Origin of the sequence: Cupriavidus sp. H18C1, assembly GCF_049311595.1 — a bacterium.
GTDB classification, from domain to species: Bacteria; Pseudomonadota; Gammaproteobacteria; order Burkholderiales; family Burkholderiaceae; genus Cupriavidus; species Cupriavidus cauae.
Window position 1 is genome coordinate 1459657 of sequence record NZ_CP186008.1, and the last position, 22899, is coordinate 1482555.

General features: G+C 67.7%; 17 protein-coding genes and 2 pseudogenes. 12 read left to right on the forward strand and 7 right to left on the reverse strand.

Annotated features, from left to right (window positions below; all coding sequences use genetic code 11):
- Window positions 1-4: 4 nt before the first annotated feature.
- From OJJOAM_RS06875 to OJJOAM_RS06890, 4 genes and pseudogenes are all read right to left on the reverse strand, one after another.
- Window positions 5-1356, reverse strand: a pseudogene (locus OJJOAM_RS06875) (LLM class flavin-dependent oxidoreductase).
- 28 nt (window positions 1357-1384) lie between these two features.
- On the reverse strand, window positions 1385-2602 hold the full coding sequence (locus OJJOAM_RS06880; RefSeq protein ID WP_422649299.1) for an acyl-CoA dehydrogenase family protein: 1218 nt from the start codon (window positions 2600-2602) through the stop codon (window positions 1385-1387).
- 221 nt (window positions 2603-2823) lie between these two features.
- Window positions 2824-3339, reverse strand: coding sequence for a single-stranded DNA-binding protein (locus tag OJJOAM_RS06885; protein WP_422649300.1), 516 nt, complete (start codon window positions 3337-3339; stop codon window positions 2824-2826).
- Between the two features lie 195 nt (window positions 3340-3534).
- Window positions 3535-4812, reverse strand: a complete 1278-nt coding sequence (locus tag OJJOAM_RS06890; protein WP_422649301.1) for an MFS transporter — start codon at window positions 4810-4812, stop codon at window positions 3535-3537.
- 518 nt (window positions 4813-5330) lie between these two features.
- On the opposite strand from OJJOAM_RS06890, the gene uvrA reads away from it, so the two are divergent.
- On the forward strand, window positions 5331-8252 hold the full coding sequence (gene uvrA, locus OJJOAM_RS06895; protein ID WP_422649302.1) for an excinuclease ABC subunit UvrA: 2922 nt from the start codon (window positions 5331-5333) through the stop codon (window positions 8250-8252).
- On the opposite strand, the gene OJJOAM_RS06900 is transcribed toward uvrA, so the two are convergent.
- The 3 genes from OJJOAM_RS06900 to OJJOAM_RS06910 all read right to left on the reverse strand — a co-directional run bounded on the left by OJJOAM_RS06900 (window position 8239) and on the right by OJJOAM_RS06910 (window position 12911).
- A complete protein-coding gene (locus OJJOAM_RS06900; protein ID WP_422649303.1) occupies window positions 8239-10002 on the reverse strand; it encodes a Na/Pi cotransporter family protein in 1764 nt (587 codons plus the stop codon). The two genes, uvrA and OJJOAM_RS06900, sit on opposite strands and share 14 nt — an antisense overlap.
- A 170-nt stretch (window positions 10003-10172) precedes the next feature.
- The gene (locus OJJOAM_RS06905; RefSeq protein WP_422649304.1) at window positions 10173-10745 is read right to left on the reverse strand and encodes an adenine phosphoribosyltransferase; all 573 of its coding nucleotides are present in this window, start codon (window positions 10743-10745) and stop codon (window positions 10173-10175) included.
- Window positions 10746-10931: 186 nt separating this feature from the next.
- A complete protein-coding gene (locus OJJOAM_RS06910) occupies window positions 10932-12911 on the reverse strand; it encodes a monovalent cation:proton antiporter-2 (CPA2) family protein (RefSeq protein ID WP_422649305.1) in 1980 nt (659 codons plus the stop codon).
- A 316-nt stretch (window positions 12912-13227) separates the two neighbouring features.
- Here OJJOAM_RS06910 and OJJOAM_RS06915 point away from each other — a divergent pair, with 316 nt between their 5' ends.
- The 11 genes and pseudogenes from OJJOAM_RS06915 to OJJOAM_RS06965 all read left to right on the forward strand — a co-directional run bounded on the left by OJJOAM_RS06915 (window position 13228) and on the right by OJJOAM_RS06965 (window position 22839).
- Window positions 13228-14211, forward strand: coding sequence for a KpsF/GutQ family sugar-phosphate isomerase (locus OJJOAM_RS06915; RefSeq protein WP_422649306.1), 984 nt, complete (start codon window positions 13228-13230; stop codon window positions 14209-14211).
- An 8-nt stretch (window positions 14212-14219) separates the two neighbouring features.
- Window positions 14220-14846, forward strand: a complete 627-nt coding sequence (gene lptC / locus OJJOAM_RS06920; RefSeq protein WP_422649307.1) for an LPS export ABC transporter periplasmic protein LptC — start codon at window positions 14220-14222, stop codon at window positions 14844-14846.
- A 116-nt stretch (window positions 14847-14962) separates the two neighbouring features.
- Window positions 14963-15610 carry a lipopolysaccharide transport periplasmic protein LptA gene (lptA, locus tag OJJOAM_RS06925; RefSeq protein WP_422649308.1) on the forward strand — a complete coding sequence of 216 codons (648 nt, stop codon included), beginning with the start codon at window positions 14963-14965 and terminating at the stop codon, window positions 15608-15610.
- Between the two features lie 82 nt (window positions 15611-15692).
- Window positions 15693-16517 (forward strand): LPS export ABC transporter ATP-binding protein, encoded by an 825-nt coding sequence (gene lptB, locus OJJOAM_RS06930; RefSeq protein ID WP_149320117.1) that lies wholly within the window; start codon window positions 15693-15695, stop codon window positions 16515-16517.
- 177 nt (window positions 16518-16694) lie between these two features.
- Window positions 16695-18174 (forward strand): annotated as a pseudogene (locus OJJOAM_RS06935) (RNA polymerase factor sigma-54).
- Window positions 18175-18223: 49 nt separating this feature from the next.
- Window positions 18224-18577 (forward strand): ribosome hibernation-promoting factor, HPF/YfiA family, encoded by a 354-nt coding sequence (gene hpf, locus OJJOAM_RS06940; protein ID WP_149320116.1) that lies wholly within the window; start codon window positions 18224-18226, stop codon window positions 18575-18577.
- Window positions 18578-18983: 406 nt separating this feature from the next.
- Window positions 18984-19439: a PTS IIA-like nitrogen regulatory protein PtsN gene (gene ptsN, locus OJJOAM_RS06945; RefSeq protein WP_006576782.1), complete on the forward strand. Its 456-nt coding sequence runs from the start codon at window positions 18984-18986 to the stop codon at window positions 19437-19439.
- 73 nt (window positions 19440-19512) lie between these two features.
- Window positions 19513-20484 (forward strand): HPr(Ser) kinase/phosphatase, encoded by a 972-nt coding sequence (gene hprK, locus OJJOAM_RS06950; RefSeq protein WP_422649309.1) that lies wholly within the window; start codon window positions 19513-19515, stop codon window positions 20482-20484.
- Window positions 20485-20683: 199 nt separating this feature from the next.
- Complete coding sequence (locus tag OJJOAM_RS06955; protein ID WP_149320114.1) at window positions 20684-20974, forward strand: PsiF family protein; 291 nt, start codon at window positions 20684-20686, stop codon at window positions 20972-20974.
- Window positions 20975-21218: 244 nt separating this feature from the next.
- Window positions 21219-22100 carry an RNase adapter RapZ gene (rapZ, locus tag OJJOAM_RS06960; RefSeq protein WP_422649310.1) on the forward strand — a complete coding sequence of 294 codons (882 nt, stop codon included), beginning with the start codon at window positions 21219-21221 and terminating at the stop codon, window positions 22098-22100.
- Window positions 22101-22185: 85 nt separating this feature from the next.
- Window positions 22186-22839 carry an LON peptidase substrate-binding domain-containing protein gene (locus tag OJJOAM_RS06965; protein WP_150084691.1) on the forward strand — a complete coding sequence of 218 codons (654 nt, stop codon included), beginning with the start codon at window positions 22186-22188 and terminating at the stop codon, window positions 22837-22839.
- The last annotated feature ends 60 nt before the right edge of the window (window positions 22840-22899 follow it).

Genomic DNA, 22899 nt, shown 5'->3' on the forward strand with positions numbered 1-22899 from the left:
CCGGTCAGGCAGCCGCGCGCGCCGGTGCCCTGCCGGCGGGACGCGCCAGCTGCAGATGGTCGCGCAGCGTCGCGCCCGTGTACTCGGTGCGGAAGATGCCGCGCCGCTGCAGGATCGGCACCACGCCGTCGACGAAGTCCTGCAGGCCGTCGGGCAGCGCATCGGGCATCAGGTTGAAACCGTCGGCGGCGCCATCGCGGAACCAGTGCTCGATGTCGTCGGCGATCTGCTCGGGCGTGCCGACGATCACGCGATGGCCGCCGCCGCCCGCCAGCTCGCGGATCAGCTCGCGCACCGTCAGGTTGCGCCCTTGCGCCGCGGCCAGCGTCGCGCGGAAGAACGTGTGATTGCCATTGGCCGGCACCGCCAGATCGTCGGGCAAGGGCGCATCGAGCTCGAGCCGCCCGGCGTCGATGCCCAGCGTGCCGGCCAGGCGGTTCAGGCTGTAGTCCCACGGGATCAGATCGACCAGCGCATCGCGCCGCTGCCGCGCCTGCGCCTCGGTGGCGCCGATGATGGTGGTCAGGCCCGGCAGCACCTTGACCGCATTCGGGCCGCGCCCAGCGCTCCGGCGCGCGCCTGGATCGCGCGCCGGTAGGCCAGCGCCTCCTCGAACGACTGCGCCGCCGAGAACACGGCCTCGGCATGGCGCGCCGCCAGCTCGCGTCCATCGTCCGAGCCGCCGGCCTGGAACAGCACCGGATGGCCCTGCGGCGGCCGCGGCAGGTTCAGCGGTCCGTGTACGTCGAAGAACGCGCCGTGATGGGCGACCGGCTGCAGTCTGCCGGTATCGACGAAGCGCCCGCCGGCCTTGTCGCCGATGAAGGCATCGTCCTCCCAGCTGTCCCACAGCGCCTTGACCAGCGCCGTGAACTCGTCGGCGCGGGCGTAGCGCTCGCCGTGATCGGGGGGCGCGCTGCGGCCGAAATTGCGCGCCGAGCCGGCGTCGGCGGTGGTCACCACATTCCAGCCGGCGCGGCCGCCGCTGACATGGTCCAGCGTCGCGAAGCGCCGCGCGATGTTGTAGGGCTCGTTGTAGCTGCTGGAAACCGTGGCGACGAGGCCGATGTGCATGGTCGCGGCGGCGACGCAGGCCAGCAGCAGCGTCGGCTCCAGCGCGGTGATCGGCCGGAAGTGGATCTGGTCCGCGATCGACGCGTTGTCGGCGAGGAAGATCGCATCGAACTTCGCGGCCTCGGCGATGCGCGCCACGCGGACGTAGTGCTGCACGTCGACGAAGGCGCGCGGATCGCTCGCGGGCAGGCGCCATGCCGAGGGCACGAAGCCGGAATGCAGCGCGTTGATGTTCAGGTGCAGCTGGCGCGGGGGCGTGGTCGATGTCGATGTCGATGTCATTGTCGTTGCCATGGCTCGTCCCCGGGGCTCAGAACACCCGGCCCTCGGTCAGGTGGGTGGTCTCGCCGTTCAGGTGATAGGCGCCGATGACGCGCGCCTTGTGCAGCAGCGGGTTGTGGCTGAAGATCGTGCGCAGATTGCGCCAGTGGCGGTCGAAGTTGTAGCGCTTCGCCGTGAACGACGCCCCGCCCGCCTCGAACATCCGCTCGCCGACGTGCAGCGCCAGCTTGCTGACCACCAGCTGCGTCTGCGCGGTGGCCAGCGCGCCTTGCAGCACCAGCGCCTCGGCATCGTCGGCGCCCGCCTGCAGCGCGTCGGCCGAGCGGTCCAGCACGCGCGCGTTCTCCCGGACCAGCGCGTCGATCGCATGGCTGTGCGCGGCCAGGTCGCCGATGACCTGCTGGATGACATGGTCCTCGCGCGCGGACGGCGCCGGACTGTGCAGCGCGGGACGGCCATGCCGCTGCACGTAGTCCCGCGCATCGGCCCACGCGTTGCGCACGATCCCGGCGGCCACCGCGACCAGATGCAGCTGCCGCAGCGCCCCGCAATGGCGGCCGATCAGCGTGCTGTTGCCGCGCCGGGTCACCTCGTCGGCAAATACCTGCACGTTGTCGAGCACCAGGCTGCCGCTGGCCGTCATGCGCTGGCCCATGCCGTCCCAATCGTCGAGCACGCCGAAGCCCGGGCGATCGGTCGGAATCACGATCGACGCATCGGCGCCGTCGGCATCCTTGACGTTGATGCGCGCGTAGTCGGCGAAGGCCGTGCCGGTCGAGTAGTACTTGCGGCCCGACAGCCGGTAATGGTCGCCGTCGCGGCGCAGCGCCGTGGTGATTTCGCCGGGCCGCGCGGTGCCGACCTCCGTCGATGCCCCGCCGAAGATCGCGCCGCCGACGATGCGCCGCACCTGCAGGTCGTTGAACGACGAGCGCGGCGACAGCCGCAGCGACTCGGTCTGGTCGAAATGGATCCGCAGCGCGTGCGCGACATTGGACTCGTGCGCCGCGATGGTGGCGATCACCTCGAACAGATCGACCAGCGAGCCGCCCAGCCCGCCCTGCTCCGCCGGAATCCGCAACAGGCCCAGCCCCGACCGCCGGAACAGCGCGAAGCCCTCATAGGGCAGCAGGCGCCGAGCCTCGCGCGCCGCGGCATCGGTACCGATCTTCTGCGCCAGCTCGGGCAGCGACTCGAGCGCGGCGCGCAGGGCATGGCGCGCATCGAAGTCCAACGGGGCATTCATTGGCGGGTCCTCTCGTCTGCAATACGAGCCTGAGAGGATAGGGACGGGGCCGGCGGAGGGGAACGAAGGAAAGGGGATATCGATATCCGGGGGGACGTTCTTTGCATAGGAGCGCGCGCAGACACGCCGCCGCAGTTCCGTCCGCCAATGAACGTCCGCCAACGAAAAGAGCCCGCATGAAGCGGGCTCGATCGGATGCCGGTGAAGCGCGGAACCTGGACTCAGAACGGAATATCGTCGTCCATATCCTCGAAGCCGTTCGACGGCGACTGCTGCGGCCGGCGTGCGCCGCCGCCCTGGCCGCCGCCACCGCCCTGCGCACCGCCACGGCCGCCGCCACCGCCATAGCCGCCGCCCGACGATTCGCGCGCGTAGCCGCCGCCTTCCTCGCCGCCGCCGCCCTGGCGCGAGCCCAGCATCTGCATCTGCTCGGCGACGATCTCGGTGCTGTACTTGTCCTGGCCGGACTGGTCCTGCCACTTGCGGGTGCGGATGCGGCCCTCGATATAGACTTGGGAGCCCTTGCGCAGGTACTGGCCGGCGATCTCGGCGAGCTTGCCGAAGAAGGCCACGCGGTGCCATTCGGTCAGCTCCTTCATGTCGCCGCTCTGCTTGTCCTTGTAGCGGTCCGTGGTGGCCAGCCGGATATTGGTCACGGCATCGCCACTGGGCATATAGCGCGTTTCGGGGTCCGCGCCGAGGTTGCCGACGAGGATGACTTTGTTGACGGATGCCATGAGGTGTTCTCCGAGAACCGCGCCCCGATGGGCGGCGCGGCAATGTGCTGACTGATTTGACTCTTTCGACTGATTTGCGCCCGGCGCGCCGATGGTAGTGCGGCCCGGCGCCGGAAAGCGTTTCCGCGTGATGCGGCCGTTGCCGTGGACCGCCGTGGACCGCGCTGGAGACGTCGTGCCCGGCAGCCCGCAGCGTCAGTGCGCCGGCTGCGGCTCGCTGTCCGGGCCGCGGTGGCGGACCCTGGCGGGCGGCGGCTTCATGCCCCAGGCGATTATAAGCCAGAGCACCAGCACGGCCGCGCAGCCATGGAAGACCGCGCTGCGGCCCGCATGCTGCAGCAGCCAGCCGCCGACGGCGCCGCCGAGAAACAGCCCGATCGCCTGGGTGGTGTTGTAGACCCCGAGCGCGGCGCCGCGCGAGGCCGCCGCGTAGCGCGACACCAGCGAGGGCTGCATCGCCTCGAGCACGTTGAAGGCGACAAAGAACAGCAGCAGGACCCCGACGATCGGCCACAGGCCATGCACCGCGGCGAACAGCAGCTGCACCGCCGTCATCAGCGCGACCGCGCCGAGCAGCACCGGCCGGATCCGGCCGTAGCGCTCGGCCGCCATCATCGGCGCCAGCATCAGCAGGAACGACACCAGCACGACCGGCAGATAGACCTTCCAGTGCGAATCGACCGGCATGCCGGCATCGGCCAGCATGCCCGGCACCACCATGAACATCGCAACCTGGGAGGCATGCAGCGCCAGCACGCCGACGTTCATGCGGGCCAGGTCCGGATTGAGCAGCACCTTCGGCAATACCCGGTGCAGCGGCAGCTGGTCCGGGTGGGGCGGCGGCGGAGTCGGTACCAGGAACAGCGTGACGGCGATCGCCAGCAGGCCGAGCACCGACATCAGCGTGAAGATGCCCGGCATGCCGATGGTGCGCAGCAGCGGCGAGGCGATCACCAGCGACAGCGCGAAGGTCAGGCCGATGCTGCCGCCGACCATCGCCATCGCCTTGGTGCGATGGCGCTCGCTGGTCAGGTCGGCGATGCAGGCGGTGATCGCCGCCGAGATCGCGCCCGTGCCCTGCAGCGCGCGGCCGGCGATGATGCCGGTCAGCGTGTCGGAGAACGCCGCCACCAGCCCGCCGGCGACGAACAGCAGCAGGCCGCCGACCATCACGGGCTTGCGGCCGATGCGGTCGGACAGCCAGCCGAGCGGGATATGCAGGAAGGCCTGCATCAGGCCGTAGATGCCCATCGCCAGGCCGATGCGCTGGGCGTCATGGCCATCGGGCAGCGTACGGGCGTATTCGGCGAAGACCGGCAGGATCAGGAACAGGCCCAGCATGCGCAGCGCGAAGATGCTGGCCAGCGACACGCTGGCGCGCAGTTCGATACGGGTCATCCGTGCGGAGACCGTGCCGGCTGTTCGTTCGGCACCATCGGCCGCGGCTGGGGAAGAAGACTGGGTCGACGGCATTGCGCTCGTGGGGACTCGGGGATACGGGTGGCCGGCCGTGCGCCGGGCCCCGCGCCGCGGTGCGCGGCCATGCCGGGGCGCCATGCGAACCGCCACCGTGGCCACCGTGCCGGGCGCCGGAGCCGCGCCCCCTCGCCGGCAGGGGCAGAGGCAGGGGCAACCCCGGAAACCGAAGTTCGGTATATTAGCAGGTTTGCTCCCGGCGTCAGACGCCGGATCGGCGGGAAGTGGCCCCGGGCTGGCGAGGCAAATCGGCCAGCGGCACGGACGTGGCGGCCAAGGGTGGACAGGTAGCGGCAGATGGCAGCCGGAAGCGGCGGAAAGCGGCAAAAGCGGCCACCGAAGCCGCGCCAAGGCAGCCGCCGCCCCCCCTCTCCCCGCCGGCCCGCGCCGAAGCCCCGGCCTGCTTCCTGCTTTGAGCGTACGCCCGCTGCTGGCCATGGCCATGGCGCGGGCGCTCCGTGAGACCGGCCTGTCGACCCCGACTGGCGGCCCCGCCTGGCGAAGACAAACGGTATATGGAAGAAATCAGAATCCGTGGGGCCCGCACCCACAATCTCAAGAACATCAATCTCGATCTGCCGCGCAACAAGCTGATCGTGATCACCGGCCTGTCGGGATCGGGCAAGTCCTCGCTCGCCTTCGACACGCTCTATGCCGAAGGCCAGCGCCGCTACGTCGAGTCGCTGTCGGCCTATGCGCGCCAGTTCCTGCAGCTGATGGAGAAGCCGGACGTCGACCTGATCGAAGGCCTGTCGCCGGCGATCTCGATCGAGCAGAAGGCCACCAGCCACAACCCGCGCTCGACGGTCGGCACCGTCACCGAGATCCACGACTACCTGCGCCTGCTGTACGCGCGCGCCGGCACGCCGTATTGCCCCAACCACGACCTGCCGCTGCAGGCCCAGAGCGTGTCGCAGATGGTCGACGCGGTGCTGGCGCTGCCGGAGGACACCAAGCTGATGATCCTGGCGCCGGTGGTGGCCGACCGCAAGGGCGAGCACACCGACCTGTTCGAGACGATGCAGGCGCAGGGCTTCGTGCGCTTTCGCATCCGCTCGGGCGGCGGCGCCGCGCACGAGGCGCAGGCCAAGGTCTACGAGGTCGATGCGCTGCCCAAGCTGAAGAAGACCGAGAAGCACAGCATCGAAGTGGTGGTCGACCGCGTCAAGGTACGGGCGGACATCAAGCAGCGGCTGGCCGAATCGTTCGAGACCGCGCTGCGGCTGGCCGACGGCCGCGCCATCGCGCTCGAGCTGGACAGCGGCGCCGAGCATCTGTTCAGCTCGAAGTTCGCCTGCCCGATCTGCTCGTACTCGCTGCCCGAGCTGGAACCGCGGCTGTTCTCGTTCAACAACCCGATGGGCGCCTGCCCGAGCTGCGACGGCCTGGGCCAGATCACCTTCTTCGATCCGAAGCGGGTGGTGGCCTTCCCGAACCTGTCGCTGGCCTCGGGCGCGATCAAGGGCTGGGACCGCCGCAACCAGTTCTATTTCCAGATGCTGCAGAGCCTGGCGGCGTTCTACGACTTCGACCTGGACACCGCCTTCGAGGACCTGCCGGCCGAGGTGCAGCAGGTGGTGCTGCACGGCTCGGGCGAGACCGAGATCCCGTTCACCTACATGAACGAACGCGGCCGCACCACCACGCGCTCGCATGTGTTCGAGGGGATCATCCCCAATCTGGAGCGCCGCTATCGCGAGACCGACTCCGTCGCGGTCCGCGAGGAACTGGCCAAGTACCAGAACAACCAGCCCTGCCCCGCCTGCCATGGCACACGGCTGCGCACCGAGGCGCGCCACGTCAAGGTCGGCGACGGCGAGCAGGCGCGCGCGATCTTCGAGATCAGCGGCTGGCCGCTGCGCGACGCGCTGACGTGGTTCCTGACGCTGCAGCTGCAGGGCGCCAAGCGCGAGATCGCCGACAAGATCGTGCGCGAGATCTCGGCGCGGCTGAACTTCCTGAACAACGTCGGGCTCGACTATCTGTCGCTGGAGCGCAGCGCGGACACGCTGTCGGGCGGCGAGGCGCAGCGCATCCGCCTGGCCTCGCAGATCGGCTCGGGGCTGACCGGCGTGATGTACGTGCTGGACGAACCGTCGATCGGGCTGCACCAGCGCGACAACGACCGGCTGATCGGCACGCTCAAGCATCTGCGCGACATCGGCAATTCGGTGCTGGTGGTCGAGCATGACGAGGACATGATCCGCGCCAGCGACTATGTGGTCGACATCGGCCCGGGCGCGGGCGTGCATGGCGGGCAGATCGTCGCCGAGGGCACGCCGCCGCAGATCGAGGCCTCGCCGGCCTCGCTGACCGGGCAGTACCTGTCGGGCGAGCTCAGCATCGAGGTGCCGGCCTCGCGCACGCCGCCGGACCCGGAACGGATGCTGCGCATCCTGAACGCCAGCGGCAACAACCTGAAGCAGGTCAGCGCCGAGATTCCGGTCGGCCTGCTGACCTGCGTGACCGGTGTCTCGGGCTCGGGCAAGTCGACGCTGATCAACGACACGCTGTATCCGGCGGTGGCGCGCCACCTGTACGGCTCGACGCCGGAGCCGGCGCCGCACGACCGCATCGACGGGCTGGAGCACTTCGACAAGGTCATCAACGTCGACCAGAGCCCGATCGGCCGCACGCCGCGCTCGAATCCGGCCACCTATACGGGGCTGTTCACGCCGATCCGCGAACTGTTCGCCGGCGTGCCGTCGGCCAAGGAGCGCGGCTACGATCCGGGCCGCTTCTCGTTCAACGTCAAGGGCGGGCGCTGCGAGGCCTGCCAGGGCGACGGCGTGCTCAAGGTCGAGATGCACTTCCTGCCCGATGTCTACGTGCCCTGCGACGTCTGCCACGGCAAGCGCTACAACCGCGAGACGCTGGAGGTGCTGTACAAGGGCAAGAACATCTCGGAGGTGCTGGAGCTGACGGTCGAGCAGGCCTACGAATTCTTCAGCGCGGTGCCGGTGGTGCGGCGCAAGCTGCAGACGCTGCTCGACGTGGGGCTGGGCTACATCCGCCTGGGCCAGGCGGCGACCACGCTGTCGGGCGGCGAGGCGCAGCGGGTCAAGCTGTCGCTGGAGCTGTCCAAGCGCGATACCGGCCGCACGCTGTACATCCTCGACGAACCGACCACCGGCCTGCACTTCCACGATATCGCGCTGCTGCTCAAGGTCATCCACAAGCTGCGCGACCAGGGCAATACCGTGGTCATCATCGAACACAACCTCGATGTGATCAAGACCGCGGACTGGGTGCTGGACCTCGGTCCCGAGGGCGGCGCCGGCGGCGGGCAGATCATCGCGCGGGGCACGCCGGAGGACATCGCCGCCAGCAAGGCGAGCTTTACCGGCAAGTACCTGGCGCCGCTGCTGAAGCGGCCCGTGGAAGAGGCCGCGGCGCAGGCCGCGGCACGGGCCCCGGCGCGGGTCAGGCGCCGCTGACGCGCGGCGGCGCCCGGCCCTCGTCGGCGTGTGCCATCGGCGCGCGCGCCGAGGCAGGCGCGCCGGCGGCGGCCGCGGGCGCAGGGATGCCCTCCTCCTGCGGCTGGCCGCCCTCTTCGCGCAGGCGGCTGCGATCGAGCGCGCCGGCTTCCTCCAGCACCGGATAGGCGGTGGCGCAGAACAGCGAGTTCAGGCGCTTCAGATCGCTGATCACGTCCAGGTGCAGCGAGCTGGTGTCGATGCTCTCGATGGTCTGCGTGGCCACGCGGCGCAGGTGGGTATGCGAATACTTGCGCTCCAGTTCGCGGAAGGTCGCCTTCTCGTGCATCAGCTGCCGCGCGCTCTTCAGGTCGCCGTTCAGGAACACCGACAGCCCCAGCCGCAGATTGCTGATCAGGCGCGCATGCATCTCGGTGATCTCCTCCATGCCGGCTTCCGAGAACACCAGGTTGTGGGCGATCTTCTTGTCGCGCGCGTCGAGCAGGATCCGCTCGATGATGTCCGCCGCATGCTCGAGGTTGATATTGAGCGAGATGATCTCGGTCCAGCGGCGGCCGTCGCGCTCGTCGAGCGCCTCGACGCTGATGCGCGTCAGGTACAGCTTGATCGCGGTGTAGAGATCGTCGATCTCGTCGTCGATGCGGCAGGTGGCGGCGGCCAGCTTGGCATCGTTGGTCCGCAGCACGCGCAGCATGTTGTCGAGCATCTGCTCGACGCGGTCGCCGATGCGCAGCACCTCGCGCGCGGCGTTGGCCAGCGCCAGCGTCGGCGTGGACAGCGCGGCCGGGTCGAGATGGCGCGGCGTGACCTGGCTCTCGCCGGTGTTGCGGCCCGGCAGAATGGTTTCGCACAGGCGCGCCAGCGGCGCGGTCAGCCCGATCAGCGCGACCGCCAGCACCACGTTGAACAGCAGGTGGAAATTGACGATCAGCCGCTGCGGGTCCGCGTCGAGCGCGCGCAGCAGCGTCTGCGATTCGTCCAGCAGCGGCAGGGCCACCACGCAGCCGAGCAGGCGCGACAGCAGATTGCCCAGCGTCACGCGCTTGCCGGGCTGGTTGTTGCCGGAGGTGGTCAGGAACGCCGAGATGCCGGAGCCGAGGTTGGCGCCGAGCACCAGCGCCAGCGCGACCTGGATCGACACCACGCCGGCCGAGGCCAGCGCGCCGCAGAACAGCACCACCGCCAGGCTCGAATACGACAGCACGGTCAGGAAGGCGCCGACCAGCATGTCGAGCGCGGTATCGCCGGTCAGGCTGGCGAACAGCACCTTGACGCCGGCGGCCTCGACCACCGGTCGGGTCGCATTGGAGATCAGCTCCAGAGCCAGCGTGATCAGCCCCAGGCCGATCAGCACGCGGCCGACGTGGCCGGGCCGACTGCCCTTCCAGCTCAGATGCGCGATCACGCCGACGAAGATCAGCAGCGGCGACAGCCACGACAGGTCCAGCGAGAACACCTGCACCATCAGCGCGGTGCCGACGTTGGCGCCGAGCATGATGGCCAGCGCGGGAGCGACCGCGATCAGGCCCTGGCTGACGAAGGAACTGACGATGACGGCGGTCGCATTGCTGCTTTGCACCAGGCCGGTCACGCCGAGGCCGGCGGCGAAGGCGGTGAAGCGATTGGCAACGCTGGCGGAGAGCACGTGGCGCAGATTCGCGCCGTAGACGCGCAGAATGCCGACCTTGACGATATTCGTGCCCCAGACCAGCAGCGCGACCCCGGAGAGCAGATGAAGCAGAACGCCCATGGTGTGGCACCCATTGCGGCCGGTGCGGCGGTCAGAGGCAGGGGCCGCCCGGCCCTTGTTGTGAATGAACGGCCATTATGCGCCCGCGCTGCGGGCAAGGGCAACGCGGGGCGCCAGCGATGGTGGGCTTTGCAACGCTTCGCGGTGCTGCGGCGTCGCGACTTTGCGGTTCAGTGGCCTTCGAAGCGACACACGGTAAACAGCGGCAGGCCGCTGTCGAGCAGATGGCGCGAGCCGCCCAGCTCCGGCAGGTCGACGATCGCCGCGCCCTCGACCACCGTCGCGCCGAGCCGCTCCAGCAGCCGGCGTCCGGCCATCATGGTGCCGCCGGTGGCGATCAGGTCGTCGACCAGCAGCACGCGCTCGCCCGGCTTGCAGGCATCGGCGTGGATCTCGACGGTGGCGCTGCCGTATTCGAGCTCGTATTCCTCGGCCACGGTCTGGAACGGCAGCTTGCCCTTCTTGCGGATCGGCACGAACCCCAGGTTCAGCTCGTAGGCGACGATCGCGCCGAGGATGAAGCCGCGCGCATCGATGCCGGCCACCACGTCCAGGCCGGCATCCATGTAGCGGTGCACGAACACGTCGATCAGCACGCGCAGCGTCTTCGGGTCCTGCAGCAGCGGCGTGATGTCGCGGAACATCACGCCGGGCTGCGGCCAGTCGGGCACGGTGCGGATGCGGTCGCGCAGATAGGTGGTGACGTCGCCCAGGGGCGGGGACTGGATGGTGGGAGCGGGCATGGTCTGAAACGGCGGATGAAGAATGGCGGAAGCGCCAGCCATCTAGGATAGCGGCTTCCTCTCCCCCTACCCCTTCTCCCGCGGGTGGGAGAGGAGATCGGTTTGCGTCCGTCGCGGTGCTTGCTGTCTATTTCGCCCCGCTCCCGCTTGCGCGTGGGGGGGCCGGGGGAGAGGGAGCGTGCTCCGTCAGCGCTCGGTCAGGCGCTGCTCGGCCGCCTCGAGCGCCTCGGGCGTGCCGCGCAGCACCAGGATGTCGCCGGGCTCGAGCACGGTATCGGGCTGCGGATCGAAGGCGCGGATGCCGCGCCGCCGCACGGCGGTGACCTCGGCGCCGATATGCTCGAGCCCCAGCGTGCCCAGGCGCCGGCCGACCGCGGTGGCGTCCGGTCCCAGCGACAGCGAATGCAGCCGCACCGAATCGCGCTCGATCATGTCCTCCTCGTCGTCGCGGCCGTGGAAGTAGCCGCGCAGCAGGCTGTAGCGCGCGTCGCGCGCCTGCTGCACGCCCCGCACCACGCGCCGCATCGGCACGCCCAGCAGCACCAGCGCATGCGAGGCCAGCATCAGGCTGCCCTCGATGATCTCGGGCACGACCTCGGTGGCGCCGGCGCGCTGCAGCACCTCCAGCTCCGAATCGTCGACCGTGCGCACGATCACCGGCAGCGCGGGCTCGAGCTCGTGCACATGGTGCAGGACCTTCAGCGCCGACGGTGTGTTGGCATAGGTGATGATCACCGCCGCGGCGCGGTGAATGCCCGCCGCGATCAGCGCCTCGCGCCGGCCGGCGTCGCCGTAGACCACCGTATCGCCGGCCGCGGCGGCCTCGCGCACGCGGTCCGGGTCCAGGTCCAGCGCGACATAGCCGATGCCCTCGCGCTCGAGCATGCGGGCCAGGTTCTGGCCGCTGCGGCCGTATCCGCAGATGATCGCGTGCTTCTCGGTCTGCAGGCTCTGCGCGGCGATGCGCGTCATGTTCAGCGACTGCAGCAGCCATTCGTTGGCGGCAAAGCGCATCGCGATCGCGTCGCTGTACTGGATCAGGAACGGGGCCACCAGCATCGACAGCAGCATCGAGGCGAGGATCACCTGCGTCAGCACCGGATCGACCAGCCCCAGCCCGTCGATCTGGTTCAGCAGCACGAAGCCGAACTCGCCGGCCTGCGCCAGCCCCAGCCCGGTACGGATCGCCACGCCGGGACGCGAGCCGAACAGCCGCGCCAGGCCGGCGATCAGCAGAAACTTGAACAGCACCGGCACGATCAGCAGCGTCAGCACCAGCCACAGGTTGTCGACCACCACGCGGACATTGAGCAGCATGCCGATGGTGACGAAGAACAGGCCGAGCAGCACGTCGCGGAACGGCTTGATGTCCTCCTCGACCTGATGCCGGTACGGCGTTTCCGCGATCAGCATGCCCGCCATGAAGGCGCCCAGCGCCATCGACAGGCCCAGCCGCTCGGTCAGCGCCGCCATGCCCAGCGTGACCAGCAGCAGGTTCAGCATGAACAGTTCCTGCGAGCGGCGCGCGGCTACCACATGGAACCAGCGGCTGACCACCTCCTTGCCGAGCACGAAGATCAGCGTCAGCGCGACCACGATCTTGATGATGGCCAGGCCCAGCGCCATCGGCAGCTCGCCGGGGTCGCGCGACAGCGCGGGAATCACGATCAGCAGCGGCACCACCGCCAGATCCTGGAACAGCAGCACGCTGAAGATGTTGCGGCCGTGCTCGGTCTCCAGCTCCAGCCGTTCGGACAGCATCTTGGAGACGATCGCGGTCGACGACATCGCCAGCGCCCCGCCCAGCGCGATCGAGGCCTGCCAGCTCAGGTCGAACACCGCGCTGAACAGCCAGCCGGCCGGCGCCACCGCCAGCATGGTCAGTACCACCTGGCTGCCGCCGAGGCCGAACACCAGCCGCCGCATCGAGCGCAGCTTGGCCAGATTGAACTCCAGCCCGATCGAGAACATCAAAAAGACCACCCCGAACTCGGCAAGGTACTTGGTCTGCCCGGAATCGCTGGCCAGGCCGAGCGCGTGGGGTCCGATCAGGATGCCGACCGCCAGATAACCGAGCATCGGCGGCAGCTGCAGCATGCGGAAGGCAACCACGCCGAGCACGGCGGCGGCCAGCAGCACAAGGGTCAAGTCCAGCGGAGAATGCATTCGGGCGGGCCGGTGGTGGTGCGAGCGTTGATGCGAGCGTTGATGCGAGCGGTAGTACGAGCGGTTGGTGCGGGCCGTAGTGCGAACGGTTGGTGCGGGCCGTAGCGCGAACGGTGGTGCGAATAGCGGTACAGCAGCGCAGCGGTCGCTGCGGGCAGCATGCAAGCGGTGGACCAGGGCCGGGCTGTCCGCACGGCGGTATCCCGCCGGGGCGGCCAGCCGGCGGAGACGCAACCCGGACGCGGAGGCGGACGCCGCGCCGGACGCGCCGCGACCGGCCCGGGCGTCATCGCATTCATTGGTATACTTCGTCGCCATGATAGCCAATTTCAATGCGGAAAGAGCACTCGAGCTCGCACGCCATACCCTGCAGATCGAAGCCGATGCGGTCGCCGCGTTGTCGTCGCGGCTGACGCCGGACTTCGCGCGGGCGGTGCAGTTGGTGCTGGAGTGCTCGGGCCGCGTGGTGGTCTCCGGCATCGGCAAGTCCGGCCATATCGGCCGCAAGGTCGCGGCCACGCTGGCCTCGACCGGAACGCCCGCCTTCTTCGTCCATCCCGCCGAGGCCTCGCATGGCGACCTCGGCATGGTCACGCGCGACGACGTGCTGATCGCCTTCTCCAACTCCGGCGAGACCTCCGAACTGCTGTCGATCGTCCCGATCGTCAAGCGGATCGGCGCCAAGCTGATCTCGGTGACCGGCAACGTCGAGTCGAATCTGGCCCAGCTGGCCGACGCGCATCTGGACGCCCGCGTCGAGAAGGAAGCCTGCCCGCTGAACCTCGCCCCGACCGCCAGCACCACGGCGGCGCTGGCGCTGGGCGACGCGCTGGCGGTGGCGGTGCTCGACGCGCGCGGCTTCGGCGAGGAGGACTTCGCCCGCTCGCACCCCGGCGGTGCGCTCGGCCGCAAGCTGCTGACCCATGTGCGCGACGTGATGCGCACCGGCAATGCGGTGCCCGAGGTCCGCGAAAGCACGCCGCTGGCGCAGGCCCTGATGGAAATCACCCGCAAGGGCATGGCCATGACCGCGATCGTCGATGCCGACGGGCGCGCGATCGGCGTCTTCACCGACGGCGACCTGCGCCGGCTGCTGGAGACGCCGCGCGACTGGAAGACCGTGCCGATCGGGGATGTCATGCACGCCAACCCCTTCACCGTCGGGCCGGATCAGCTCGCGGTCGAGGCGGTGCAGGTCATGGAAGCGAACCGCATCAACCAGCTGTTGGTGGTCGACGCCGACCACCGCCTGGTCGGCGCGCTGCATATCCATGACCTGACCCGGGCCAAGGTCATTTGACGCAAGCCATGCGGGATCTGTTTCCTTCCCTGTCCCGCCTCGCGCTGCGGCTGATGCCGCTGCTGCTGATGGCGCTGGTTGCCGGCAGTACCTTCTGGCTGGTGCAGGTCAACACGCCGCGCGAGGTCAGCGATGGCGAACGCCAGAAGCGCCATGTACCCGACTACTGGATGGAGCGCTTCACCGCGACCGAACTGGCCGAGGACGGCAGCACCAAGATGCGCTTCACCGGCGAGCGGATGATCCATTACGAGGACGACCAGACCTACGAGGTCACGCGGCCGGCGATGCGCGCCTACGAGCCCGATCGGCCGCCGGTGACCGGCACCGCCGATGTGGGCAAGATGAACGCCGACGCCAGCGTGATCGACCTGTTCGGCAACGCCCATATCGTTCGCGTGCAGGGCGCCGATCCGTCGCAGGACCCGCAGATGAGCGCGACTTCCAGCTACTTCCAGATCCTGATCAACGACGACATCGTCAAGACCGACAAGCCGGTCAAGCTGACCCGCGGCCCGTCGGTGATGACCGCCAACGGCCTGGTCTTCAACAATGTCACGCGCGAGGTCAACCTGCTCGGCAATGTGCGCGGCACCATCGTGATGGCGCCGCGCGGCGGCGGCGCGAAACCATGACGCATCGCGCCCGCGCGCCAGGCGCGCACCCTTCGAACGATCCTTGCGCCAGTCCGGGCCGCCTGCCCTCCCTGGACGATTCCCGGACAACGCCAATCAACGCCATCGTGGCCAACATGACCCTGACCCTGACGACCTGGACCCGCCGCCGCGCCACCGCCGTGCTGCTCGCCTTCGCCGCCGGCATGACGCTCGCCCTGCCGGCGCTCGCCGAACGCGCCGACCGCGACAAGCCGCTGGTGCTCGAGGCCGACAACGCCAGCTACGACGACGTCAAGCAGATCTATACGCTGACCGGCAACGTGGTGCTGACCAAGGGAACCATGGTGCTGAAGTCCGATGCCGCCGAGGTGCGCACCGACCCCGAGGGCTACCAGTACGCGGTGGCCACCTCCAAGGGCGGCAAGCAGGCCTATATCCGGCAGAAGCGCGACAACGTCGACGAGTACATCGACGGCTGGGGCGACCGCATCGAATACGACGGCAAGCAGGAAGTGGCCAAGCTGATCGGCAATGCGCGCATGGCGCGCCTGGCGGGCGCCAAGGTGGTCGACGAGATCCGCGGCGCGGTGCTGACCTATGACAGCCGCAACGAGTTCTACACCGCCGCCGGCGGCAGCGGCAACGCGGCGCCGGCAAACCCGTCCGGCCGCGTGCGCGCCGTGCTGTCGCCGCGCCAGAGCCAGGGGACCGGCGGCAGTGGTGCCGGCGTCGACCTGAAGGGGCTCGCCGACGGCCAAGCCCTGATCGCTTCCCGGGCCTGACGTACCCGCACGCCACGCACGCTTCGCCACGCCTGCTCCGCCACGCACGCTTCGCATGACGCAGTATCAAAGGATTGCCCACATGTCCGTTGCCGACACCGCTACCGCCACCGCTCCTGCCGCCAACGCCAACACCGCAGCCGGCGCTGGCGCGGGCACGATGCCCGCCACCAGCAACCTGGTGGTGCGCCATCTGAAGAAGCGCTACGGCTCGCGCACCGTGGTCAAGGACGTGTCGCTGGACGTCAAGAGCGGCGAGGTCGTCGGCCTGCTCGGCCCCAACGGCGCGGGCAAGACCACCTCGTTCTACATGATCGTTGGTCTGGTCGCGCTCGACGAAGGCGACATCGTGCTCGACGGCCAGCACATCAGCGGCCTGCCGATCCACGAGCGCGCCCGCATGGGCCTGTCGTACCTGCCGCAGGAAGCGTCGGTGTTCCGCAAGCTCAATGTCGAGCAGAACATCCGCGCGGTGCTGGAGCTGCAGCGCGACAACGGCAAGGCGCTGTCCGGCGCGGAGATCGAGCGCCGGCTCGACAGCCTGCTCGACGACCTGCAGATCGCGCACCTGCGCAACAACCCCGCGCTGTCGCTGTCGGGCGGCGAGCGCCGCCGCGTCGAGATTGCGCGGGCGCTGGCCTCCGCGCCGCGCTTCATCCTGCTCGACGAGCCGTTCGCCGGCGTCGACCCGATCGCGGTCGGCGAGATCCAGCGCATCGTCAGCTTCCTGAAGGCACGCAATATCGGCGTGCTGATCACCGACCACAATGTGCGCGAGACGCTGGGCATCTGCGACCACGCGTACATCATCAGCGAAGGCGCGGTGCTGGCGGCCGGCGAGCCCAAGGACATCATCGCCAACGAATCGGTGCGGCGCGTCTATCTGGGCGAAAACTTCCGCATGTAATGGCGGTTTGGCGCGCGGCCGCCCTCGCACAGAGGGCGGCCGTTTTCATTTGGGCACGGGCGATGTACGGATCCTGCACTGGTGATCCATCAGGCAATCGCTTCTGACCACGCAATCGAAACTTCCGATAGCAAATTCCGTTCCATCGCGGCCGAAGTTGCGCATAAAATAGGCCGCATGAAACCGTCGCTACAGCTACGCCTCTCCCAGCATCTGGCCTTGACGCCGCAGCTGCAGCAGTCGATCCGGCTGTTGCAGCTCTCCACGCTGGAACTGCAACAGGAAGTCGAGCAGGCGCTGACCGAGAATCCCCCTGCTCGAACGCGAAAACGACTGGATCGAAAGCCCGCTGCGGGTCGCCGCAGACGGCTCGGTCAATGTGCAGACCACCACCACGACCCCGTCCTCCGAGCCCGCGGCGCCCGCGGACTCGCGCGCGGATGGCGCGGCCGCGGCCGACGACGGCTACGCCGACGGCGCGGGCGACGATTATGGCGGCGACTGGAGCCTGGACGACTTCGCCCGCCGCCCGCAAAGCGACGAGGACGAGAAAACGCCGCTGCAATTGCGCGATGCCGAGCCTACGCTGCGCGAATATCTGATGGAGCAATTGGCGCCGCTGAAAATCTCCACGCGCGACAAGGGCCTGGCGATTTTCCTGATCGAATCGCTCGACGACGATGGCTATCTGAGCGCCTCGCTCGAGGAAATCCTCTCCGAATTGCCCGAGGAGCTCGAATTCGAGCTCGACGAAGTGCACGCGATGCTCACGCTGCTGCAAAGCTTCGACCCGCCCGGGGTCGGCGCACGCAACGCGGCCGAATGCCTGTCGCTGCAACTGCGCCGCATCGAACATCCGCAGCGCGAGCTGGCGATGACGATCGTGCGCCATCACCTCGAACTGCTGGCCGCGCGCGACTACACGCGGCTGAAGAAGGCGCTGCAGGTCGACGACATGCAGCTGAAGGCCGCGCACGAGCTGATCCGCTCGCTGGCGCCCTATCCCGGCCATGCCTACAGCCGGCCCGAAGCGGACTTCGTCGTGCCGGACGTGTTCGTGCGCAAGAGCGGCCATAACTGGATCGCCCAGCTCAATCCCGATGTGATGCCGCGGCTGCGCATCAACGATATGTATGCGCAGATTTTGCGCGGCGCAAAAGGCGATACCGGCGCCGCGGGATTGCAGCAGAAACTGCAGGAGGCGCGCTGGCTCATCAAAAATATCCAGCAGCGTTTCGACACCATTTTGCGCGTCGCACAAGCGATCGTGGAGCGGCAGAAGAATTTCTTCACGCACGGTGAAATTGCGATGCGCCCCTTGGTTTTGAGGGAGATAGCCGATACACTGGGTCTACACGAGTCGACCATTTCTCGTGTGACGACCAATAAGTACATGGCCACCCCGATGGGGACATTCGAGCTGAAATATTTCTTTGGCAGCCATGTATCGACCGAAACCGGCGGTGCCGCCTCTTCCACCGCAATCCGTGCGCTGATCAAGCAGTTGATAGGAGCCGAAGACCCCAGAAACCCGTTGTCCGACAGCCGGATTGCCGAACTGCTGGGGGAACAAGGCTTCGTCGTGGCGAGACGTACCGTCGCCAAATATCGTGAAGCCTTGAAGATCCCCGCCGTGAACCTTCGCAAGTCTTTGTAGCCGAGTCGCATCGCCTGCCTGGTGCGGCTCTTTCAGAAGGAGAAGCGCTATGAACTTCAAGATCAGTGGACACCACTTGGACATCACGCCTTCACTGCGTGAGTACGTGGAAACGAAACTGGAGCGAATCCTCAGGCATTTCGATCAGGTTATTGACGTCAGCGTGCTGCTATCGGTCGACAATCAAAAGGAAAAGGATCGCCGTCAACGCGCGGAAATCAATGTGCATCTGAAGGGCAAGGACATCTTTGTCGAGGCGCACCACGAAGATCTATACGCGGCAATCGACATGCTGGTCGACAAGCTGGACCGGCAAGTGATCCGCTACAAGGACAAGGTGCAGAGCCACGACCGCGAATCGCTGAAGTACCACAGCTTCGTGGCCAGTCAGGCCCAGCAGTAGCTTGAAGATTCGGCGCGGCCACAACGCCGGCCGGCCTTGAAGTGAGGAAAGAAGCCGTGCCAGGTGCACGGCTTTTTTGCGCCCTGCGCACCGGCCCTCGGGCGAGCCCGCAGTGCCGGCTCGCCGTGCAACCTATAGGATGAAACCGGGATGGGGTTCCGTCTGGCTGGCTTCCCGGTGTATGCTGTGCAATACATATAGAGAATGCCCGCCCCGTTTCCTTGCGCAATGCCGCTCGGGGCGATCGGCATCGGACGGCAGGGAGCCCCCTGCACTATAATGTGCCGCACGCTGATAGTCGGGAAGCGGCGGCAACGAACGCGCACCGCCCAGCAACGGCAGACCGGCCCACGCCGGCAAGAAACCGCATGGCGGCGCCAGTATCAGGAATTCCGCGCATTTTCAAATGAACCGTTTGGCCAAACTGCTGCCGCCCGGCAATATCTCGCTCGACGTCAGCGTCACCAGCAAAAAACGCGTGTTCGAACAGGCCGGGCTGCTGTTCGAAAACAACCATGGCGTGGCGCGCGCCACGGTGACCGACAACCTGTTCGCCCGCGAATCGCTCGGCTCGACCGGCCTCGGTGCCGGCGTGGCCATTCCGCATGGCCGCATCAAGGGCCTGAAGCAGCCGCTGGCCGCCTTCATGCGGCTTGCCGAGCCGATTCCGTTCGAATCGCCCGATGGCAAGCCGGTTTCGCTGCTGATCTTCCTGCTGGTGCCGGAACAGGCCACGCAGCAGCATCTCGAAATCCTGTCGGAAATCGCTCAGCTATTGTCCGATCGCGATATGCGTGATGGTCTCGCCGCTTTGCCGACGCCCGATGCGGTTCACCAGCTGCTGGTGCAATGGCATCCTTGATCCTCTCGGCGTAAGCGGCCGACCGCCGCGCCGCTCGCCCTCACCACCGCCCTAGCGCCCCGCCTCATCCCGCATGGAACTCACCGGCGTTACCTCCCAGTCGATCTTCGACGACAACGCAGCCGACCTCAAATTGTCCTGGGTGGCCGGGCTGGAGGGCGCCGATCGCGCCTTCGATCTCGACTTCGCACGCGAGGCAACCTCCGCGGCCGACCTGGTCGGCCACTTGAACCTGATCCACCCGAACCGGATCCAGGTGCTCGGCAAGCCGGAGATCACCTACTACCAGCGGCTCGACGACGAAACGCGCAAGCGGCAGATGGGCGAGCTGATCCTGCTGGAGCCGCCCTTCCTCGTCATCGCCGACGGCATGGAGCCGCCGCCGGACCTGGAACTGCGCTGCACCCGCTCGTCCACGCCGCTGTTCACCACGCCGGTGTCCTCGGCGGCGGTGATCGACCATCTGCGGCTGTACCTGTCGCGCATTTCCGCGCCGCGCGTGACGATGCACGGGGTATTTCTCGACATCCTCGGCATGGGCGTGCTGATCATGGGCGAATCCGGCCTTGGCAAGAGCGAACTGGGCCTCGAACTGATCTCGCGCGGACACGGGCTGGTCGCCGACGATGCGGTCGATTTCGTGCGTCTTGGACCGGATTTCGTCGAAGGCCGCTGCCCGCCGCTGCTGCAGAACCTGCTCGAAGTGCGCGGCCTGGGTCTGCTCGATATCAAGACCATCTTCGGCGAAACCGCGGTACGCCGGAAGATGAAGCTCAAGCTCGTGGTCCAACTGGTCCGCCGCAACGACGGTGAATTCGAGCGGCTGCCGCTTGATTCGCAATATCTCGACGTGCTGGGCCTGCCCATCCATATGGTGAAGATCCAGGTGGCGGCCGGCCGCAACCTTGCGGTGCTGGTAGAGGCCGCGGTGCGCAACACCATCCTGCGCCTGCGCGGCATCGACACGCTGCGCGATTTCATGGATCGCCAGCGCGCCGCGATGCAGGCCGACGCGGCCTCGCGCGGCCAGGGCCGCCTGCTCTGAGCGTCTGGCCGAGTGCGAATTCGCGGGTCGCCCTGGCCCGCGCCGCAGCACGCATTGACGCATCGGCGTGCCGGACACGCCGACAGCGTCAACCTGATTGGGGTTTTCAGCGTTTTGTGCTGTAATGGGCATCACGCCCAGCCTGCGCCGTTGCGCATCCTGCGCTTGGCGACCCGATCCTCAGTCAGGAGATTCCAGCATGAAGACACTGATCGCAACCTGCGTGCTGCTGTGCCCTCTGGTCGCCACGGGTGCCTTTGCCCAGACCGCCTCCGGCAACAGCCAGCAGAGCAAGATGAAGACGTGCAACACGCAGGCGGCCGGCAAGACGGGCGACGAGCGCAAGGCCTTCATGAAGGAATGCCTGTCGGCCAAGCCCGCCACGGCCGGCAACTCGCAGCAGCAAAAGATGAAGGCGTGCAATGCGCAGGCCAGCGGCAAGAAGGGCGACGAACGCAAGGCGTTCATGAAGGAATGCCTGTCCGCATGACGGCTCACTGATCCGGCATTGTTCCGGAACGGCCGGAAGGCGAAACAGGAAGCAAAGAAGGCGAAAAGAAAGGCGGATCGCGCGGCATACGGCGGTTCGCCTTTTTCGTTGCCGAGCGGCTTCCTGCAGTTGCGCGGCTTTCGCACGCTTTCGCCGCCTTTTCCGGCCATCCCTTCCTTGCACGCGGCCGATTTCATCGGACCGTCATGACGCAATCATCACGCGATGCTATCCTTCAAGGGTTATGCGCATCGTCCTCATCACCGGCATTTCCGGCTCCGGCAAATCGGTTGCATTGAACGTGCTCGAAGACGCAGGCTACTACTGCGTCGACAACCTGCCCGCGCAGTTCATCCCCGAACTGGCCCGCTACCTTGCGGCCGAGGGCTACACGCATCTGGGCATCGCCACCGATATCCGCAGCCGCGAATCGCTGGCCCGGCTGCCGGAGACGCTGCGCAGCCTGTCGGCCGAGCACGAAGTCCGCGTGGTCTTCCTGACCGCCAATACCGATTCGCTGGTACAGCGCTATTCCGAAACGCGGCGGCGCCATCCGCTGTCGGTGCGGCTGGCCGCCCGCGAAGTGGACGGTGCACCGGCGCCGACCGAGACCCCGCTGGTCGAAGCGATCGAGATGGAGCGCGAGTTGCTGAGCCCGCTGGCCGAATCGGCGCATCGGATCGATACGAGCAATGTGCGCACCAATACGCTGCGCGCGTGGATCAAGGATTTCATCCGCGACGACAACCTGCAACTGACGCTGCTGTTCACCTCGTTCGGCTTCAAGCACGGCGTGCCGAGCGATGCCGACATGGTGTTCGACGTGCGCTCGCTGCCCAATCCGTATTACGACCTGCAACTGCGGCCCCTGACCGGACGCGATGCGCCCGTCATCGATTTCCTGCAGAGCCAGCCGATGGTGCTGGCGATGGCCGAGGACATTCGCGCCTACGTGGAGAAATGGCTGCCGAGCTTCGTCGCCGACAACCGCAGCTATCTGACGGTGGCAATCGGTTGCACCGGCGGCCAGCACCGCTCGGTCTACATCGCGGAAAGACTTGCCAACTACTTCCGCGCGCATGGTAATGTGCTGGTCAGACACCGCGAGCTGGTGCCGGTAGGCTGAACCGGCCAGCGCCAAGGCGGTGGATCCCGGCGGCGGCGCGACCTGCGTGCCCCCGCCCCGTGAGCGACAGTCTTCTCGGGATCGCATGTCTTCCAGTTCCCCAGCGTCCAATCACGCGGCACCGCTCCACGTCGAAGTCGACAGCCTGCCGCTGTTTCCCCTCCATACCGTGCTGTTTCCCGGCGGCCGGCTGCCGCTGCGCGTATTCGAACCCCGCTATGTCGACATGGTGCGCAATTGCCTGCGCGACAACGCGGCGTTCGGCGTCTGCCTGATCGCCAGCGGCCCGGAGGTCGCGCAGGAAGGCAGCGCCACCGTGCCGGAAGCCGTCGGCTGCCTGGCCGAAATCGTCGACTGCAATATGGAGCAGCTCGGCGTGCTGCTGATCGAGACGCGCGGCAGGCAGCGCTTTCGCGTGCTCGAGCACCACACCCGCGACGATGGCCTGCTGGTCGCGCGCGCAGAACTGCTGCCCGACGACGTGATCGACTGCAAGCTGGAACTGCTGGGCGAATGCCTGGCGGCCCTGCGCCGGATCGTGGCCTCGCTGCATGCGCCGCCGCACAAGCTGCCGTTCGCCGAACCGATGCAGTGGGAAGACCCGAGCTGGGTCGCCAACCGGCTATGCGAACTGCTGCCGGTGCCGATGAAGGCGAGGCAGATGCTGATGGCGCTGCCCGATGCGGGCATGCGGATCGAGATCGTGCATCGCTTCATGCGCCAGCACCACATGCTGTAGCGCGCGGCGGCTGCGCGGCGGTCGGTGCCGTCGGCGCGGCGGGTGTGGACCTGTGCTGGC